We start from the raw sequence: 18,572 nt of genomic DNA, 5'->3' as shown, positions 1-18,572 counted from the left end.
ACAGCCTCCTGCGTAGTCCGGCGGCGGACTGGTTAGGCTCGAATACGTGAGCAGGCTCCAGGTCGTCAGCGGCAAGGGCGGTACCGGCAAGACCACGGTGGCCGCGGCCCTCGCGCTCGCCCTCGCGACCGAGGGCAAGCGCGTCCTCCTCGTCGAGGTCGAGGGCAGACAGGGCATCGCGCAGCTCTTCGAGACAGAAGCGCTGCCCTACGAGGAGCGGAAGATCGCCGTCGCTCCGGGGGGCGGGGAGGTGTACGCCCTCGCCATCGACCCCGAACTGGCCCTTCTGGACTACCTCCAGATGTTCTACAAACTGGGCAGTGCGGGCCGCGCCCTGAAAAAGCTCGGCGCCATCGACTTCGCGACCACCGTCGCGCCGGGCGTCAGAGACGTACTCCTCACCGGGAAGGCGTGTGAGGCCGTACGCCGGAAGGACAAGAGCGGGCGGTTCGCGTACGACTACGTCGTCATGGACGCGCCGCCCACCGGGCGGATCACCCGCTTCCTGAACGTCAACGACGAGGTGGCGGGCCTCGCCAAGATCGGCCCGATACACAATCAGGCACAGGCCGTCATGCGCGTCCTCAAGTCCCCCGAGACGGCGGTCCACCTGGTGACGCTGCTGGAGGAGATGCCCGTCCAGGAGACCGCGGACGGCATCGCCGAGCTGCGGGCCGCGAAGCTGCCGGTGGGCCGGATCATCGTGAACATGGTGCGGCCCGCGCTCCTCGACGAAACCGACCTGGAGCTCACGGCCGCCGCTCCCCGTACGGCCATCGCCAAGTCGCTCTCCGCGGCCGGACTCGGCGGCGCCCGCCGCGGCGGACTCGCCGAGCGGCTGGTGGAGCCGCTGCTCCAGCAGGCCGAGGAGTACGCCGAGCGGTACGCCCTTGAGCGCGAGCAGCGCGCCGTGCTCACGGAGCAGGACCTGCCGCTGCACGAACTCCCGCTGCTCGCCGAGGGAATGGACCTGGCGGGCCTGTACAAGCTCGCCACGGAACTGCGCACGCAAGGGATCTCATGAGCCTGAACCCGGCCCGCGTACTCGACCTCGACCCGCTGCTCGACGACCCGGAGACCCGCATCGTGGTGTGCTGCGGCTCGGGCGGCGTCGGCAAGACGACCACGGCGGCGGCCCTGGGGCTGCGCGCCGCCGAGCGTGGCCGCAAGGTGGTCGTGCTCACCATCGACCCGGCGCGCAGGCTCGCCCAGTCGATGGGCATCGACTCGCTGGACAACACCCCGAGGCGTGTGAAGGGCGTCGAGGGGGACGGCGAGCTGCACGCCATGATGCTCGACATGAAGCGCACGTTCGACGAGATCGTCGAGGCGCACGCAAACGGCAAGCAAGCGGCCGCGATCCTCAACAACCCCTTCTACCAGTCACTTTCGGCGGGCTTCGCGGGCACGCAGGAGTACATGGCGATGGAGAAGCTGGGGCAGCTGAGGGCGCGCGACGAGTGGGACCTGATCGTCGTCGACACTCCGCCGTCCCGCTCGGCGCTCGACTTCCTGGACGCTCCGAAGCGGCTCGGCTCGTTCCTCGACGGACGGCTGATCCGGCTGCTGACGGCGCCGGCGAAGCTGGGCGGGCGCGCGGGGATGAAGTTCCTGAACGTCGGGATGTCGATGATGACCGGCACCCTGGGGAAACTGCTGGGCGGCCAGCTCCTGAAGGACGTCCAGACGTTCGTGGCCGCGATGGACACGACGTTCGGGGGGTTCCGTACGCGCGCGGACGCCACGTACAAGCTGCTCCAGGCGCCCGGCACCGCGTTCCTGGTGGTGGCGGCCCCGGAGCGGGACGCGCTGCGCGAGGCCGCGTACTTCGTGGAGCGGCTGGCGGCCGAGGACATGCCGTTCGCCGGTCTGGTGCTCAACCGGGTGCACGGCAGCGGTGCCGCTCAGCTGTCCGCCGAGCGGGCGCTCGCCGCCGCGGAAGATCTTGATTCCGCGGCTGACTCCGCAACTGATTCCGCAGCTGATGCTGCGGCTGATTCCGAGGCTGCAGAAAATCTTGACAAGGCCCGCATTGTCGATCAGGGGGGCGGGAAAGCTGGACTTCGTAACTCTCCCGACACGTACGACAGTTCAGAATCTCCCGCTTCCGAAACATCAGCTCCTGACGGTTCCGAGGAAGGCTCCCCCGCCGCCACGGATACCGAACGAACCGTCGAACAGCTCACCGCAGGCCTGCTGAGGCTGCATGCCGAGCGCATGCAGCTGCTCTCCCGCGAGCAGCGCACGCGTGACCGCTTCGCCGCGCTCCACCCCGAGGTGGCCGTGGCCGAAGTGGCCGCGCTGCCGGGCGACGTGCATGACCTCGCGGGGCTGCGGAACATCGGGGACCGGCTCGCGGCCAATCGGCCGGAGCTGCCCGAAACCTGAGAATCCGGAGTGGTCCGAGGGAAGCCCGAAGGGGACACCCTCAGCCCACCGCCGCGTAGCGCTCGTACACCTCTTCCTCGTCGAGGGGCAGCAGGCCCGCGCCGCGCTCGTACTCCGTGCGCGCGGTCTCCAGCAGGCGACGCCACGAGGTGACGGTCGGCCGCCGACGCAGCAGTGCGCGGCGCTCCCGCTCGGTCATGCCACCCCACACGCCGAATTCGACGCGGTTGTCGAGCGCATCGGCGAGGCACTCCGTGCGTACCGGACATCCGGTGCACACTGCCTTCGCCCTGTTCTGCGCTGCTCCTTGAACGAACAGTTCATCTGGATCGGTAGTGCGGCAGGCCGCCTGCGCACTCCAGTCGGTTACCCAGCCCATACCGGCGCCGTCCTCTCCCGAATCGAGGCTCCCCCACGGCGGCAGCGGCATATTCACCGCCGCCAGTTGAGGACGTTACGGAAGGTGGGCACAGCGCAACACCCCCTTCGGGCCCAATCTTGAATGGCCCGAACGGACTATGCGTAAGCGGCAGATCACCCGGGGGAGTGAGCTGAGGACATGCGTGAGGATCCCGGCAAACCCGGACAGTTCAGTTGAGTCACAACGGACGCCTGGTGACACATGAGGCTGATTCGGGCACGTCCTCAATGAGCCCTCAACAAAAAGTTGGGGAACCTCCGGAACGATTCGGGGTCGCCGGACGTATTGATACGTGGCCGCACTGCTGTGACAGTTGAGAGCAGCTTAGGCCAAGGCCTATACGCGTGTCCGGCGAATGAGAACGTAGGCTGCCCTCATGCCAAAGAAGCGCTCGGGCGGCGGTCTGTCGGCAACGCAGCAGGCCGCCAAGTTCCTCGGTGTCAGCGTGCTCGCAGGTGCCGTCATGGCCGGAATCGCGCTGCCCGCCGTGGGCGCGTTCGGCCTGGCAGCCAAGGGGTCCGTCCAGGGGTTCGACGAGATTCCCGACAACCTGAAGAGTCCGGCGCTGAGCCAGCGGACCACGATCCTGGACAGCCAGGGCGATCAGATCGCGACGGTCTACTCGCGCGACCGCACGGTGGTCGACCTCAAGGACATCTCGCCGTACATGCAGAAGGCGATCGTCGCGATCGAGGACTCCCGCTTCTACCAGCACGGCGCGATCGACCTGAAGGGCGTCCTGCGCGCCGTGAACCAGAACGCGCAGAACGGCGGAGTGGCCCAGGGCGCCTCCACGCTCACCCAGCAACTGGTGAAGAACTACTTCGTCGAAGAGGCCGGCGACGATCCGACGAAGGTCGCCCAGGCCACCCAGCAGACCCTCGGCCGCAAGATCCGCGAGCTCAAGTACGCGATCCAGCTCGAGGAGAAGCTCGGCAAGAAGAAGATCCTCGAGAACTACCTGAACATCACGTTCTTCGGTGAGCAGGCCTACGGCATCGAGGCCGCCGCCCAGCGCTACTTCTCCAAGCCCGCCAAGGACCTGGACCTCCAGCAGTCGGCGCTGCTCGCGGGCATCGTCCAGTCGCCCAGCCGGTACGACCCGGTGAACGACGAGGCGGAGGCCACCAAGCGCCGCAACACCGTCCTGCAGCGCATGGCCGAGGTGCACGACATCTCCCAGCAGGAGGCCGACGCGGCCAAGAAGAAGAAGCTCGGCCTGCACGTCAGCCAGCCCAAGAACGGCTGCATCACGGCCGTCAAGGGCGCCAGCTTCTTCTGCAAGTACGTGGAGCACGTCTTCCTGAGCGACCCGGTCTTCGGCAAGACCAAGGAGGAGCGGGCGAAGATCTGGAACCAGGGCGGCCTGACGATCCGTACGACGCTGGACCCGCAGTCCCAGGAGTCGATCCAGGCGTCGCTCAAGTCCCACGTCAACAAGTCCGACAAGGTCGCGGCGGCAGCCACCCTCGTCCAGCCAGGCACCGGCAAGATTCTCGGCATGGGCCAGTCGAAGCCCTACGGCTACGGGAAGAACGAGACCGAGTACAACTACTCGGTCAACTACGACATGGGCGGCTCGAACTACGGCTTCCCGACCGGTTCGACCTTCAAGCCCTTCGTGGCCGCGGCCGCGCTGGAGCAGGGCCTGCCGGCGACACAGGAGTACTCGTCGCCGAACAAGATGCCCTACCCCAGCCCCGTACAGACCTGCGGCAGCAAGCCCTGGACCAACCAGGCCAACGAGCAGGTGCCGAACGAGAGCGCGTCCGAGGTCGGTCCGTACCGGCTGAAGGAGGCGATGGCCAAGTCGGTCAACACCTACTTCGTGCAGATGATCTCGGACATCGGCCTCTGCCCGGTGATGAACCAGATCGACAAGCTCGGCGTGGTCCAGGGCAACGGCGACAAGCTCCCCCAGGTGCCCTCCATCGCCCTCGGCGCCAAGGGCATCTCCCCGCTGACGATGGCCACCGCGTACGCCGCCTTCGCCTCCCGCGGCATGTACTGCACCCCGGTCGCCATCGAGTCGATCACGCAGAAGATCAACGGCAAGCAGAAGTCCCTTGAGGTGCCGAAGTCGACCTGCCAGCGGGCGATGTCCGAGAAGACCGCGGACACCATCAACACCCTGCTGAGCGGCGTGATCGACTCCGGTACAGGCCAGCAGGCCGGTCTCACCGACCGCGCCAACGCCGGTAAGACCGGTACGACGGACGAGCGCAAGAACGCCTGGTTCGTCGGCTACACGCCGAACCTGTCCGGCGCGGTCTGGGTCGGCAGCGCCACCCAGAAGGTCAAGATGGTCAACATCAAGATCGGCGGCGTCTACCGCTACAAGGTCTACGGCGGTCAGGTCCCCGGCCCCATCTGGCGGGACTTGATGACCGGCGCCCTCACGGGCAAGGAGGCCCCCTCCTTCAACCTCGTCGACATTCCCGACGCCGACAAGAACAAGGGCCACGACGACGGGAACAACGGCGACGGCAACAACAACGGCAATGGAAACGGCAACGGGAACGGAAACGGGAACAGCACCAACGGCACCACCACCAGCGGCCAGACCGACGGCGGTGTAGTGATCCCGACGCCTTCCTTCTCCATTCCCGAGGGATTGATTCAGGGAAACGGAAACGGCGGGCAGCGCGGCTGACCGTACCCCCGTGAGCTGCGATTGAAGCGTCCGGCGTAATTGCGTCAGCTTCACAGTAAGGGCACCTTCTCGGCGGAGGGCGTGACATATTCGCGTCCGGACCTGCCTTGAGGGTGCCCTTGCTGTTGCCGTCTCACATGGAGGGGACATGAAACTCAGATCCCGACTCGGTTTCACACTCGGAGCCTTGCTCAGTTCCCTGACCCTGGCCCTGGCCGTGCCCACTTCGGCACAGGCCGCCTCCTGCGACAACTTCGGCTGCGACGGCCACGACCCGAACGTCCAGACCTGGCAGACCGGACCGGTCAGCCCCTACGGCCCGTATGACCTCGGCGGCTCATTCGAGTATGAAATGCGCTGGGGAAAGACGGACGGAGACCAGTACAGCTGGGGCCGTCTCTGGTACATCAGCGGCTCGGACGAGCAGAAGTGGACGGTCTACGTCCAGCGCTGTACCAAGAGCCACTCGACCTGTTACTGGCGTCTGGGCGAGAAGAAGGGCGGGGCCTCGGGCTGGACCTCGAAGGTCCCTGGCGGAACGAACTACTACTTCACACGCACGCCGATGTACTACAACCCTTCGGGTTACGAAATGCGGGCCTGTGCGGAGGACCCCTCGGGCAACGAATCGTGCACGCCTTGGTACTGAGCGTGCCCGTACTCCACGTACGCATGGCCTGAAAGTACAAATGGCCTGAACGCGAGCGGGGCTGGCGTAATTGCGTCACCCCGCTCGCCCCGTTAACAGTCATTGGTGAGATTTATTCTGCTGTCCGGACTCACAGGCGCTTCCTAGACTGGCATCCCGAGAGGCAGTGATCGGGCTGCTTCATGGGGGAGGCGACTTTGACCGTGACGCCGGAATGCGACACCACCAATCCAGGAATCGATGCCAACGACCAGAAGATCCTGAATCTGTTGTACGAGGGGCTGAACGACGCGTCGATTGCCCGGCACTTGGGGGTCGGACACCGCACGGTGCAACGCAAGGTGCAGCGACTCATGGAACTGCTCGAAGCCAACGGGCGGGTGGCCCTGGGGGCACGCGCCCAGGAACTCGGACTCCTCGGGAACACCGACACCGATCACTGACGACCCGCACGAACCGATACAGACCAATACAGGGCAATACAGGCCGATGCAGACCGACAGAGGCACCTGGGTGACCGCCGGGGCCTCGTTCACCTGGCCTGCGCCTTGGTTGCACGCGGGGCGCACAGGCGCCTGAGGCCACAACCGCTTGACGGGCGGCCGCCGCCTGGACGACGACAGCGCCTGAGGCGACACGTCCGAATCGTGGGCCAGGACGAACTCCTGGCCCACGAGGACCTTCTGGCGTTGCCTCAGCCGGCGAGCAGCTTCTTCACCACGGCGGCGACGCGGCCACCCTCGGCCAAGCCGGCCACCTTGGGGTTCACGATCTTCATGACCTGCCCCATGGCGCGCGGTCCCTCGGCACCCGCCGCCTTCGCCTCCTCTACGGCCTGGGCGACGATCTGCTGAAGCTCGTCGTCGGACAGCTGCTTGGGCAGGTACGCGGCGAGGACTTCGCCTTCCGCCTTCTCCCGCTCGGCCGACTCGGGACGCCCGCCCTGCGCGAAGGCGTCCGCGGCCTCGCGGCGCTTCTTCGCCTCGCGGGTGATCACCTTCTGCACTTCGTCGTCGGAGAGTTCGCGCTTGGTCTTGCCCGCGACCTCCTCCTTGGTGATGGCGGTGAGGGTCAGCCGGAGCGTCGAGGAGCGGAGCTCGTCGCGCCCCTTGATCGCGGCGTTGAGGTCTTCCTGAAGCTTCGACTTGAGCGTGGTCATGTCGCTGATTGTCGCAGGTGTGGTCAGCCGGTTGCCTGTTGATTTCGGGGCGCGCTCCCTGTGCCCTCCGGGCGAGTGCGGGGTTGTCCACAGGCGGTCAAGCGGGTTCGCCGTGGTCTGACACGATGGACGTATGCGCGCGCGATACGGAGTACCCCTGGGAATCACGGCGGTGGGCGCCGCCGGTCTGTTGTATGCGGCGGGTTTCGAGGCCCGTTCCTTCCGCCTTCGGCGGGTGACGGTCCCGGTCCTGCCACCGGGGATGCGACCACTGCGCGTCCTTCAGGTCTCCGACATCCATATGGTGAGCGGTCAGCGCAAGAAGCAGCGCTGGCTACGCTCCCTGGCCGGCCTGCGCCCCGACTTCGTGATCAACACCGGGGACAACCTCTCCGACCCCGAGGGCGTGCCGGAAGTCCTGGACGCGCTGGGCCCCCTGATGGAGTTCCCGGGGGCTTACGTCTTCGGTTCGAACGACTACTACGGCCCCAAACCCCGCAACCCCGCCCGCTACTTGACCGAGAAGATCCAGGGCCGCCACGGCCTGAACGGCAACCCACCCGTGGTGGGCGCCATCCACAACCCGTGGGAGGACCTGCGCGACGGCTTCGACACGGCGGGCTGGCTGAACCTGACGAACACGCGGGGGACGCTGAAGGTCGAGGGCGCGGAGATCGAACTGACCGGCCTCGACGACCCGCACATCAAGCGGGACCGCTACGCGCGCGTGGCCGGTGGCCCCTCGGAGTCCGCCGACTTCTCGATGGGCGTGGTCCACGCCCCGTACCTGCGCACCCTGGACCCCTTCACGGCCGACGGCTACCCGCTGATCCTGGCCGGCCACACCCACGGCGGCCAGGTCTGCCTCCCCTTCTACGGCGCCTTCGTCACCAACTGCGACCTGGACACGGACCGCGTGAAGGGCCTGTCCACGCATACGTCGGAGGGCCGGACGGCGTACCTGCACGTCTCAGCGGGCTGCGGGACGAACCGCTACACGCCGGTACGGTTCGCCTGCCCGCCGGAGGCTTCGCTGCTGACGTTGGTGGAGCGGAGGTAAGGGGGGCGGAGAGCAGGGGGCGGACGCGGGGCGCCGACGGGGGGCGCCGCTGACGAAGCGGGCCGGGAACGGCGCACGCCACCGATACGGACGGCCTCGGGGCACAGACCCGGACGGCACGGACGGCTGCGCCCCGCCGACACCCACGACCCGGACGGCCCGGGCTGTGCGGGCTGTGCGGACCGTGCGGACCGTGCGGACCGTGCCGTCCGTGCGGGCGTAACCCACCCAGGCGACCCGTATCGCCCGATTCGTCCACTCCCCTTAGCGTGGGGCCATGATCGCCCCCATCCCCAAGGACATACCCGACCTCCCCGCGATACCGGGTATCCCCCCGCCGCCCCTCTCCGTCGTCCCCGCGACGGCGGTGGTGGCCCCCGCGCGCCGCCCGGTGGCGGCGGCCTTCCGACTCCTCGTAGCCCTCGCGGCGGCGACGGGCGTGACCATCGACCTGATCCTGGGCAGCCCGCTCCGCGTCCTCAGCTACTTCACGATCCAGAGCAACGTGCTCGTGGCAGTGGTCTTCGCCGCCTCGGCCTGGCGCGGGTGGACGGCCCGCCGCCCGCTGCCCGGCGTAGTGACCGGCGGCACACTGCTCTACATCGCGATCACGGGCCTCGTCTACCACCTGATCCTGGCGAACCAGTCCAGCGGCTTCTCGATGACCGGGGAGATCGACACCCTCACGGGCTGGCACGCGGTGGCCAACCAGCTGCTGCACACCGCGATGCCGATCGCGGTGCTGGCCGACTGGCTCCTGCTGACCCGCCCGACCCCACCGCTGTCCGTCCGAAACGCCGCCACCTGGCTCCTCTACCCCCTCGCCTACCTGGGCTTTTCCCTGGCCCGCGGCGCGACGATGTCCCCCGGCGCCCCGACGCGCTACCTGTACTCCTTCGTGGACGTCGACCAGCACGGCTACGTCGGCGTCCTCGGCAACACGGCGATCCTCGGCGTCGCCTTCTACGCCCTCGCCCTTCTCACCGTCGCCCTCGACCACGTCCGCCCCGACCCGGTCCACCACCGCGTCCGACGCCCCGAAAACCGGATTTCGTCTCCGGCCACCAGTGGGCTAAAGTAAACGACGTCGCCGCGACAAGCAGCGACGATCGGGGTGTAGCGCAGCTTGGCAGCGCGCTTCGTTCGGGACGAAGAGGTCGTGGGTTCAAATCCCGCCACCCCGACAGCTGAAACACCAGGTCAGGCCCGGTACTGAGAGATCAGTACCGGGCCTGATCTGCTTTGTGGGGCCATTTCGGGAGCCATTTGCGAGCCGCCTTCGGAATCCGGCTCGCCGGGGAGCTTCCCCGAGTCAGGTTCGGCTGCCCCGCCGCTCGGGTCTCGACCGCGTCAGCGGAGGCGGTGGCGGCGGCCAGTGCGGAAGCTCTTCTTGCGAGGTGCTTGAAGCCGCCGGACTCGACGATCTCGGAGTTGGTGGGCGGTGGGCGGAGCTACTCATGCCTGCAGACCGGCGCTGTTTGACACTGTCGTTCCCCCCTCCTCTCGTCCACCGTCCCCGCCAGTAGCCTCCATGATCGCCACCGCCGTCCTGACGGTGGGGCTGCTGGCCTCCGGCGGCGGGACCGCTTCCGCCGCCGCCCCCGCAGGGGCCTTCCCCCTCGGGCAGCAGGGCAACATCCGCCATCACCGCCTGGAACCCCGACGAGGTCATCGAGGGGTCCGCGCGGGACGCACAGCGTGTGAGGCCGACGACGACAACCTGATCGGCACGGCCGAGGAGCTGCGGCCCCGGCTCGCGGCCATCCGCCGCGACCGGTGCGCGGTGTTCTCCCGCCCCCAAGGACGTGCTGGCCAGGCGGTTGCGCAGACACCAACGGGCCAGGCAGCGAACGCTGCTCTGGCCCGTTGCACGTCCATCGCCCTTACCCGCGCAGAGCAAGCCGTGCCCGCAGGAGCTGGATCCTGTGATCTCAAATTTCGTGTCGGAATCTCATGGCTGGTGCCGGATGGAAGTCGGATCCGACGTGGCGCTGAGACGTGCAGGTCGCGCCGTACCTCGTTTACCTCGTTCGCGTTGAACGCCGACGCCGGGACGGCCAAGCGGCCGCGCCGGGAACAGTCAGTCCCGTCGGCACGGTTGCATCGACCGAGGGACCGGCGCCGCGCGGGCGAACACGGAGACCACAAGGTCGTCCGCCCCAGCAGGATCCGGGCCCCAGTATCGCGGTACGCCCGCCGCGCACTCGGACCAAGACGTATTTCTGCAGGAGGACTGTTTCATGGCTGACCGGCCCTTGACGCTCATGGCAGTACACGCCCACCCCGACGACGAGGCCACCGGGACCGGAGGGGTTCTCGCGCGGTACGCGGCGGAAGGCATCCGCACGGTTCTCGTGACGTGTACCGACGGCGGTTGCGGTGACGGACCGGAGGGTGTCAAGCCGGGCGATCCCGGGCATGATCCCGCGGCCATCGCCTTGATGCGCCGTCAAGAACTCGAGGCCAGCTGCGAAGTCCTGAAGGTCAGCGATCTGGAGATGCTGGACTATGCCGACTCCGGAATGATGGGCTGGACGAGCAATGACGCCCCCGGATCCTTCTGGCAGACCCCCGTGGAGGAAGGCGCCGCCCGACTTGCGGAACTCATGCGGCACTACCGACCCGATGTGGTCGTCACCTACGACGAGAACGGCTTCTACGGCCACCCCGACCACATCCAGGCCCACCGCATCACGATGGCGGCGCTGGAGATGACCGCGCTGACACCGAAGGTGTACTGGACGACGATGCCCCGCTCGATGATGCAGCGGTTCGGCGAGATCATGCGCGAGTTTCATGAGGACATGCCGGAGCCGGATCCTGCCGAGGCCGCCGCGATGGCCGAGATCGGCCTCCCCGACGATGAGATCACCACGTGGGTGGACACCACCGCATTCAGCGGTCAGAAGTTCGATGCGCTGGCCGCGCACGGCAGTCAGGGCGAGAACATCTTCTTCCTCAAGATGGGCAAGGAGAGGTTCGGCGAGTTGATGGGCATGGAGACCTTCGTACGGGTCAAGGACGCCACCGGCGCGGCCGTACCCGAGAACGATCTCTTCGCCGGACTGCGCTGATCCGCCCGTCCGACCGGGGCGGCGGCGTCGACGCGTGCCCGCACTGCCGACCCGACACCGCGCTCGTCCCCAAACCACCTGGCAACCGCACAGGTGGGAGACCTGCGGGCTGTTGACTCAGAGGGTGCGCGACAGCCCAGGTCACAAGCCCGGCGGTCTGCTCCGGTCAAGAGAGACCGCCGACGTCGTCTCAACCACCGGCTCATTCGGCCCGGCACGCACTCCTGAGGGAGCGTGTGCCGGGTCTGTTCGTGGAGTCCTCTGATACCGCCTGACAGCTGTTGGCGACCGCTGTCAGCGGGCTGGCCACGGACTGTCAGCGGGGCCCGGCATCGTCATGGTCATCGAGAACGACGAGGACCTGACGAGGAGTTGTTGAACATGGCGTACGCGATCCGGGCCGAGGGACTGGTCAAGAAGTACGGGGACTTCACCGCCCTGGACGGCGTCGACCTGGAGGTCCCGGCCGGCAAGGTCGTCGGCGTTCTGGGCCCCAACGGTGCCGGCAAGACCACCACCGTGCGCATCCTGGCCACGCTGATGCGCCCCGACGGCGGACACGCCACCATCGGCGGCCACGACATCGTCAAGGACCCGGTCAAGGTCCGGCAGCTGATCGGGCTGACCGGTCAGTACGCCTCCGTGGACGAGACCCTGTCCGGCGCCGAGAACCTGGTGCTCATCGGGCGGCTGCTCGGCCTGTCCCGGCGCGATGCCAAGGCGCGGGCCGCCGAGCTGCTGGAGAACTTCTCCCTCTCCGAGGCGGCCCGCAAGCCGATCGCCACCTTCTCCGGCGGTATGCGACGGCGGCTGGACCTGGCCGCCTCCCTGGTCGGCCGGCCCCAGGTGCTCTTCCTGGACGAGCCCACCACCGGCCTGGACCCGCACGCCCGGCAGGAAGTCTGGGATGTCGTACGGCAGTTGGTCGCCGACGGCTCCACGGTGCTGCTCACCACCCAGTACCTGGACGAGGCCGACCAGTTCGCCGACTCCATCACCGTCTTCGACAAGGGCCGCAAGGTCGCCGAAGGCCGGCCCGGTGAGCTCAAGCGCCGCGTCGGCGGCCAGATCCTCCAGGTCCGGCCCACCGTGGCCGCCGATGTGCCGCGGGTCACGCAGGTGCTCGCCGAGTTGTCCGGCCACTCCCCCGCTCAGGACTCCGGCGTGCTGACCGTCCCGGCCGACGACCCGCTGATCGTCGCCGCGGTCGCCCGCCGCCTGGACGGCGCCGGCATCACCGCCGACGAACTCGGTCTGCGGCTGCCCAGCCTGGACGAGGTCTTCCTCGCACTGACCAGACACGCGCCCGCCACTGCCGACGAGCAGCCCGTCGCCGTCTGAGCGCCCGGCTCCCCGTTCCGCGAAGTACGCGAAGAGTTTTCCCGAGACCCGAGAAACCCGAGAGGACCCCGTCATGAGCACCCAGACCCTCAGCGCCCGCGCCGAGCTCACCAGCCGTATCAGCCTCGCGCAGACCGCCCGGCACAGCCTCGCCCTCGCCGGCCGCGGCGTCACCAAGTTCATGAAGTCGCCGATCCAGCTGGTCGATGTGATCCTGACCCCGATCATCAGCCTGCTGATGTTCATCTACCTCTTCGGGGACGCCATGTCCGGCGGCGACACCGACGGCTATCTGCGGCTCGTCACCCCCGGCGTCATGGTCATGGCCGTCTTCCAGGCCAGCATCGGCATCGGCGCCTCGCTCTGCGCGGACGCCAGTACCGGGATCTTCGACCGGTTCCGCAGCTTGCCGATCGCCCGCTCCAGCCCTCTGATCGGCGCCGTCCTCGCCGACATCGTCCGCTATGTCGTCTGTCTGGGCACCCTGGTCGTCCTCGCGCTGGTCATGGGCTACCGCGTCGAGACCGGCCCGGTCGCCGCGCTCGCCGCGCTCGCCCTGCTCGTCGGCTTCGCCCTCAGCTTCTCCTGGATCTCGATCTACCTCGGCATGCTGATCAAGAACCCCGCCTCCGTGCAGGGCCTGATGACCATCCTGATCCTGCCGCTCACCTTCGCCAGCAACGTCTTCATCCCCAGGGACGGCATGGCCGGCTGGCTCCAGGCCTGGTCCGACGTCAACCCCGTCTCCCTGGTGGCCGACGCGGTCCGCGGCCTGCTCAACGGCGGCCCGGTCGCCGGTTCCCTGGCCGGCACCTTCGCCTGGATGGCCGGCGTGATCGTGGTCTTCTTCCCGCTGGCCATGCGCGCCTACCGCAAGAACGCCGGCTGATCCTCCGGTGACAAGCCCGGCTGCCTGTCCGCATGACCGCGCGCCGTCGTCAGAACCGCGGCACCGCCCGCAGGGTCTCCGCCTCCAGCCAGCGCAGCGCGTCCTCACGGGAGTACGCGGCCCCCTCCTCGTACGCCTTCTTGAAGCCCTCCTCGCCCAGCGTCGCCACGATGCGGTCGACCAGCTCGCACCACTCCGGCTCGCCCCAGTCGAAGGCACCACGCATCACCTGGCTCATGCCGAGCGACCTGGCGCCGTCTTCGGGAGCGCCCTCCAATGTCCGTAGTCCGCCGAGCAGTTCGGCCACCCACGCGAGCGCGGCGCCCGCTCCCTGGCCGAACAGGGCGCCGGCCGCCTCGGGCAGCAGGGCCCTGGCCCGCACGGCGTCCCCCTCGGCGAGACGGTTCTCGATGCGGGTGCTGACGACCAGGTCGCGGGCCAGTTCTCTGAGGGAGGGGCGCCGGGCGCTCAGCGCCTCAAGACGGTCGAGGGTCGCGTCGGACTGCGCCAGGTCACCGGCCCTGCGGTGCACATTGGCCAGGCCCACGAGGATGTTGGCCTCCAGGCGCAACTGTCCGCGCTCGCGGGCCTGCCGGTGTGCGGCGTGCAGATCGCGGAAGGCGCCCGCCAGGTCGCCGCTGCGCCGGCGTTCGCGGGCGAGTCGGGCCTTGCTGAGGTAGAGGTAGTCCTCGGTGCCGAGTTCGGAGCTGAGTGCCACGGTCCGCTCGAAGGTGGCGATGGCCTGGGGATACTCGCCGCGCAGCGAGTGGTCACGGCCGATCGGGAACAGGCTCATCACGAGCCCCCAGCGGTCGCCCACCTCCTCGAAGCCGCGCAGGGCCTCCATCCGGGACTCGGCGCCGGTGACCAGGTCGCCCTGTTCGGTGAGGGCGAAGTCCCGTGCCAGGTGGGCACTGGCCCGCACCCAGGGGTCGGGCGAGTCGAGGGGGTCCAGGTCCCCCTGGTCCGCGGTTCCGCCCGGTCCTGAGGGGCTTGCGGGGAACGAGACTTGGGACATCCGCAGGAGCAGTGTGGCCGGGTGGAACTCACGTGCCGTCGCCGACTCGCCCTCGGCAGCCGGACGTTCGCCGCCCCCTGGCCGTACGGCATAGGTGTCGAGCTGGGTGCTCATCCCCCTGATCCCCCAGTACCAGAACATCGCCCTGGCGAAGCGTGCGGCCAGGTTCCCGTCCCGGGTGTCGACGACAGAGCGCAGTGCGAGGACGAGGTTGTCGTGCTCGGCGTCGAAGACCTCGATCGCCCGTAGCTGTTCGCCGGTACGCAGGCGGGGTTCGTGTTCTTCCGCGAGGGCCAGGAAGTACGCGGTGTAGCGCCTGGTGACGGCGTCCCCGGACTCGGACTCGGCGTCGGCGAGTCGCCGCGCCGCGTACGCGCGTACCGTCTCCAGCATCCGGTAGCGCGGCTCGCCCGCCCCTTCGTCGACGGTGTGGACCAGCGATTTCTCGACCAGAGCGTCCAGCAGGTACGGGATGTCGGCGGCCGGGAGCGACGGGTCCGCGCAGACCGCTTCGAGTGCGGAGACGGTCGCGCCGCCCGGGAACACCGACAGTCTGCGGGCGAGGATCCGCTCGGGCTCGTCGAGCAGGTCCCAGCTCCACTCGACGAGCGCGAGCAGGGTGCGCTGGCGGGGCAGGGCGGTGCGGCTGCCCGAGGCGAGGAGGCGGAAGCGGTCGTCGAGGCGGCGCGCGATCTGCTCGACGCTCATCGAGCGGAGCTTCGCCGCGGCCAGTTCGAGGGCGAGCGGCATCCCGTCGAGCCGTCGGCAGACCTCGACCACGGCGTCGAGGGTCACGTCGTCGAGCGTGAAGTCCGGCCGGACTCCGGTGGCCCGGTCGACGAAGAGGCGGACGGCGGGCGACTGCGCGGCCTCGGCGGGCTCCGGTGATCCCATCGGTACGTCGAGGGGGCCGAGGTGACACAGGGACTCACCGGTGATGGCGAGGGCCTCGCGACTGGTGGCGAGGATCCGCAACTCCGGGAGCTGGTCGAGGAGTTCGGCGGTGAGTTCGGCGGCCGCCTCGACGAGGTGCTCGCAGTTGTCGAGCAGGAGCAGGGCGTCGCCGCTGCCGAAGAGCCCGGCCATGCGCTCGACCGGGGTGGCCCGCTGCCCCTGGCCCGCGTCGTAGAGGCGGCCGTCGGTGGAGCTGAGGGCGCCGAGTACCGCGTCGGCCAGCTGGTCCGGTGCGCTCACACCGGCGAGCGGCACGAACCAGACCCGGCCGCGCGCGTGGGCGCGGTCACGGGTGGCCGCTTCGAAGGAGAGCCGGGTCTTGCCCGCGCCACCGGGGCCGACGATGGTGACGAGCCGGCTGTGGGCCAACTGCCCGGCGAGCCTGCTCAGTTCACCATCACGGCCGACGAAGCTCGTGAGCCGGGCCGGGAGGCGGCTCGGGGCGGCCTCGGCCCGCGCGGTGGGCGTCTCCAACTCACCTCGCAGCAGGGCCAGATGGATCTCCCGCAGCTCGGCCGACGGATCGACGCCGAGTTCGTCGCCGAGCCGCTCCCGTATCGCCTCGTACACCGCGAGGGCGTCGGACTGCCGTCCGGCCGCGGACAGCGCCCGCATCCGCAGCCCGGCGACCCGCTCGCTCAACGGCCGCTCGGCACCGGCCGTTTCGAGGTCGGCCAGCACCTCTCCGTACCGTCCGAGCCGCAGCTCGGCATCGCAGCGGTCCTCGGCCGCCGCGGCCCGCAGATCGTCCAGCCGGGTCGCGACGGGCCCGGCGAAGGGGGCGTCGAGGACATCGGCGAGCGCCGCGCCCCGCCACAGCCCGAGCGCCGCTGTGAGCAGCGAGGCCGCCTCGCCGGCCCGCCCGGCCGCCAGTTCCCGCCTGCCCCGGGCGGTCAGCTCCTCGAAGCGGTGAACGTCCACGTCCTCGGCCCGCACCGAGAGCCGGTAGCCGCCGGACGCGGACTCCACCGCCGCGGAGCCGCGCAGCGCCCTGCGCAGCCGGGACACCAGTGCCTGCAGCGCGTTGGCCGCGTCGGCGGGCGGCTCCTCTCCCCACAGGCCGTCGACGAGCGAGTCGACGGGCACCGTCCGGCCCTCTTCGAGGGCGAGCCTGGCGAGGAGCATCCGCAGCCGGACGCCACCGACTTCGACCGGCGTCGCGTCATCGGCGTACACCTGAATCGGTCCGAGCAGCTCTACGCGCACCACGGCGGCCTCTCCCTCCCGACCGACCGGCCCCTACCGTGTCGATCACCCTCCAACGCCGGGTCAGCATCACCCACTTGACGGCCCCGGTAAAGGGCCTCCGGCACCGGACGGCATCTGGGTGTGCGGTGCAGGTCAGGCCCGGTGCTGAGAGATCAGCACCGGGCCTGACCTGTTGCGCGGCTCCGTCGTGGGAACCGACGGGCGCCATCGCGCAGCCGGCATTCTCGGCTGCCAGGGGCGAGGGTCTCCTCGGCCACGCCCCATTCGGTTCCGCGCGCTCAGTACGTGATGCACGCAGTGCGCCACTCCGTGTAGAAGTCCCAGACCTGTGGCGAGCATTCGGCCGGGCCGTACTGGGACTCCTTCGCACCCAGGTGGGGCATGTGCGGGTACGCCCCCACGCCCGGGCGGTTGACGTGCAGCATGCCTGCGTCGATGCGGTCCAGGGCCTCGAAGGCGAGCGAGGTGTCCTCCGTGAAGACGGCCGCCGCCATGCCGTAGCGCACGGAGTTGACGATGCGCAGGCCGTCGTCGAGGCCATCGCATTCGATCACCGAGAGCACCGGACCGAAGATCTCCTCCTGGGCGATGTAACTGTCCGGTCGCACCCCGTCCAGCACCGTCGGAGACATGAAGTAGCCGTCCGGGACGCCCTCGGTCAGGCGCTCGCCACCGGTCACCGCGACGGCGCCCTCCTCGATCGCGTGCCGGACGCCGTCCAGGCAGGCCCGGAGCCGGTCCGCGCTGACCACCGGCCCCAGTTGGGAGCCGGCGTCCAGGCCGCCACCGACGCGCAGCGCGGCCGCGCGGTCGGCCAGGCGGCGTACCAGATCGTCGTGGACCGCGCGGTCCACGACGACCCGGCTGGTCGCGGAACAGCGCTGCCCCGCCTGTCCGAATGCTCCGGCCACGATCGCGTCGGCCGCCTGGTCGAGGTCGGCGTCCGCGAGCACCAGGGCGGCGTTCTTGCCGCCCATCTCCAGCTGGGTGCGCAGAAACCGGGGCGCACCGGCGGTGTGAATGGCCCGGCCCACCTCCACCGAGCCGGTGAACGAGATGCCGGCCACGGCCGGGTCCTTGACCAGCGCCTCCCCCACTTCCTGCCCGCCGTGCACGAGGTTCAGCACACCGCCCGCAGCCCCGGCGGCCACGAAGCACTCCACCAGCAGTGCCGCCGTGAGCGGGGTGAGCGGGGAGGGTTTGAGGACGGCGGTGCAGCCCGCGAGCAGGGCCGGAGCGACCTTCCACGCGGGAATCGCCAGGGGGAAGTTCCACGGTGTGACCAGCCCGACGACACCGATGGGTTCCCGGCGGGTCAGGGCCAGGGTGCGCGGGTCGTCGGCGGGGAGGGTGGCACCGCCCAGCCGCCGCCCCTCCCCCGCCGTGTACTCAAGGAGCGCGACGGTACGGTCCACCTCTCCGCGCGCCTCCCGCAGCAGCTTGCCCTGCTCACGGGTGATCGCCTCGGCGAACTCCTCACGGCGTTCACCGATGAGGCGGGCCGCGCGCATGACGATCTCGCCGCGCCGGACCGGACCGAGCGCCCGCCATGCCGGAAGCGCGCCCTCGGCGGCCGAGACCGCCGCCTGCGCGTCGGCCGAGCCGGAATCGGGACTCCGGCTGACAACCTCCGTGAGATCGCCGGGGTTTCGGCTCTCCTGGGCGCGGCCCGACGCTGCGTCGCACCACCCGTCCGCGATGAAATTGCGTACCTCGGCGACCACTCGGCCGCCGGCGGTTCGGCGAGGCTCCATCGT

General features: G+C 69.3%; 14 protein-coding genes and 1 tRNA gene. 11 read left to right on the top strand and 4 right to left on the bottom strand.

Annotated elements, in window-relative coordinates; all coding sequences use genetic code 11:
• The first annotated feature begins 46 nt into the window (after positions 1–46).
• Positions 47–1,024 (top strand): ArsA family ATPase, encoded by a 978-nt coding sequence (locus AB5J50_RS27455; RefSeq protein ID WP_369260930.1) that lies wholly within the window; start codon positions 47–49, stop codon positions 1,022–1,024.
• Complete coding sequence (locus AB5J50_RS27450; protein ID WP_369260929.1) at positions 1,021–2,388, top strand: ArsA family ATPase; 1,368 nt, start codon at positions 1,021–1,023, stop codon at positions 2,386–2,388. The genes AB5J50_RS27455 and AB5J50_RS27450 overlap by 4 nt, the downstream gene beginning before the upstream one ends.
• Positions 2,389–2,428: 40 nt before the next feature.
• Here AB5J50_RS27450 and wblA read toward each other — a convergent pair whose 3' ends face one another.
• Positions 2,429–2,767: a transcriptional regulator WblA gene (gene wblA / locus AB5J50_RS27445; RefSeq protein ID WP_028799159.1), complete on the bottom strand. Its 339-nt coding sequence runs from the start codon at positions 2,765–2,767 to the stop codon at positions 2,429–2,431.
• Positions 2,768–3,185: 418 nt separating this feature from the next.
• Here wblA and AB5J50_RS27440 point away from each other — a divergent pair, with 418 nt between their 5' ends.
• The 3 genes from AB5J50_RS27440 to AB5J50_RS27430 all read left to right on the top strand — a co-directional run bounded on the left by AB5J50_RS27440 (position 3,186) and on the right by AB5J50_RS27430 (position 6,554).
• Positions 3,186–5,462 (top strand): transglycosylase domain-containing protein, encoded by a 2,277-nt coding sequence (locus tag AB5J50_RS27440; protein WP_369260928.1) that lies wholly within the window; start codon positions 3,186–3,188, stop codon positions 5,460–5,462.
• A 187-nt stretch (positions 5,463–5,649) separates the two neighbouring features.
• Positions 5,650–6,111, top strand: a complete 462-nt coding sequence (locus AB5J50_RS27435; protein ID WP_369260927.1) for a hypothetical protein — start codon at positions 5,650–5,652, stop codon at positions 6,109–6,111.
• A gap of 203 nt (positions 6,112–6,314) precedes the next feature.
• Entirely contained in the window at positions 6,315–6,554 is a 240-nt protein-coding gene (locus AB5J50_RS27430; protein ID WP_369265528.1) for a LuxR C-terminal-related transcriptional regulator, read from the top strand.
• Between the two features lie 251 nt (positions 6,555–6,805).
• On the opposite strand, the gene AB5J50_RS27425 is transcribed toward AB5J50_RS27430, so the two are convergent.
• On the bottom strand, positions 6,806–7,270 hold the full coding sequence (locus AB5J50_RS27425; protein WP_327430434.1) for a GatB/YqeY domain-containing protein: 465 nt from the start codon (positions 7,268–7,270) through the stop codon (positions 6,806–6,808).
• A gap of 133 nt (positions 7,271–7,403) precedes the next feature.
• Here AB5J50_RS27425 and AB5J50_RS27420 point away from each other — a divergent pair, with 133 nt between their 5' ends.
• From AB5J50_RS27420 to AB5J50_RS27395, 6 genes are all read left to right on the top strand, one after another.
• Positions 7,404–8,330 carry a metallophosphoesterase gene (locus AB5J50_RS27420; RefSeq protein WP_369260926.1) on the top strand — a complete coding sequence of 309 codons (927 nt, stop codon included), beginning with the start codon at positions 7,404–7,406 and terminating at the stop codon, positions 8,328–8,330.
• Between the two features lie 277 nt (positions 8,331–8,607).
• Complete coding sequence (locus AB5J50_RS27415) at positions 8,608–9,411, top strand: Pr6Pr family membrane protein (protein WP_369260925.1); 804 nt, start codon at positions 8,608–8,610, stop codon at positions 9,409–9,411.
• A 29-nt stretch (positions 9,412–9,440) separates the two neighbouring features.
• Positions 9,441–9,514, top strand: a tRNA-Pro gene (locus tag AB5J50_RS27410).
• A 1,056-nt stretch (positions 9,515–10,570) separates the two neighbouring features.
• Positions 10,571–11,404 carry a PIG-L family deacetylase gene (locus AB5J50_RS27405; RefSeq protein WP_369260924.1) on the top strand — a complete coding sequence of 278 codons (834 nt, stop codon included), beginning with the start codon at positions 10,571–10,573 and terminating at the stop codon, positions 11,402–11,404.
• A gap of 381 nt (positions 11,405–11,785) precedes the next feature.
• A complete protein-coding gene (locus AB5J50_RS27400) occupies positions 11,786–12,745 on the top strand; it encodes an ATP-binding cassette domain-containing protein (protein ID WP_369260923.1) in 960 nt (319 codons plus the stop codon).
• A gap of 73 nt (positions 12,746–12,818) precedes the next feature.
• Entirely contained in the window at positions 12,819–13,634 is an 816-nt protein-coding gene (locus AB5J50_RS27395) for an ABC transporter permease (RefSeq protein ID WP_369260922.1), read from the top strand.
• Positions 13,635–13,683: 49 nt separating this feature from the next.
• Here AB5J50_RS27395 and AB5J50_RS27390 read toward each other — a convergent pair whose 3' ends face one another.
• Both AB5J50_RS27390 and AB5J50_RS27385 read right to left on the bottom strand, forming a co-directional pair.
• Complete coding sequence (locus tag AB5J50_RS27390) at positions 13,684–16,815, bottom strand: BTAD domain-containing putative transcriptional regulator (protein WP_369260921.1); 3,132 nt, start codon at positions 16,813–16,815, stop codon at positions 13,684–13,686.
• Between the two features lie 278 nt (positions 16,816–17,093).
• Entirely contained in the window at positions 17,094–18,569 is a 1,476-nt protein-coding gene (locus AB5J50_RS27385) for an aldehyde dehydrogenase (protein ID WP_369260920.1), read from the bottom strand.
• Between the last annotated feature and the right edge of the window lie 3 nt (positions 18,570–18,572).

Source organism: Streptomyces sp. R35 (genome assembly GCF_041053035.1).
Lineage (GTDB): Bacteria > Actinomycetota > Actinomycetes > Streptomycetales > Streptomycetaceae > Streptomyces > Streptomyces lutosisoli.
Note: the sequence above shows the minus strand (reverse complement) of the source record. Positions and strands in the feature narration are given on the sequence as shown.

Excerpts from the sequence above, each read along its gene's own strand:
- AB5J50_RS27450 (WP_369260929.1), top strand. The coding sequence starts at position 1,021 with ATGAGCCTGAACCCGGCCCGCGTACTCGACCTCGACCCGCTGCTCGAC.
- wblA (WP_028799159.1), bottom strand. The coding sequence starts at position 2,767 with ATGGGCTGGGTAACCGACTGGAGTGCGCAGGCGGCCTGCCGCACTACC.
- AB5J50_RS27440 (WP_369260928.1), top strand. The coding sequence starts at position 3,186 with ATGCCAAAGAAGCGCTCGGGCGGCGGTCTGTCGGCAACGCAGCAGGCC.
- AB5J50_RS27425 (WP_327430434.1), bottom strand. The coding sequence starts at position 7,270 with ATGACCACGCTCAAGTCGAAGCTTCAGGAAGACCTCAACGCCGCGATC.
- AB5J50_RS27420 (WP_369260926.1), top strand. The coding sequence starts at position 7,404 with ATGCGCGCGCGATACGGAGTACCCCTGGGAATCACGGCGGTGGGCGCC.
- AB5J50_RS27415 (WP_369260925.1), top strand. The coding sequence starts at position 8,608 with ATGATCGCCCCCATCCCCAAGGACATACCCGACCTCCCCGCGATACCG.
- AB5J50_RS27405 (WP_369260924.1), top strand. The coding sequence starts at position 10,571 with ATGGCTGACCGGCCCTTGACGCTCATGGCAGTACACGCCCACCCCGAC.
- AB5J50_RS27400 (WP_369260923.1), top strand. The coding sequence starts at position 11,786 with ATGGCGTACGCGATCCGGGCCGAGGGACTGGTCAAGAAGTACGGGGAC.
- AB5J50_RS27395 (WP_369260922.1), top strand. The coding sequence starts at position 12,819 with ATGAGCACCCAGACCCTCAGCGCCCGCGCCGAGCTCACCAGCCGTATC.
- AB5J50_RS27385 (WP_369260920.1), bottom strand. The coding sequence starts at position 18,569 with ATGGAGCCTCGCCGAACCGCCGGCGGCCGAGTGGTCGCCGAGGTACGC.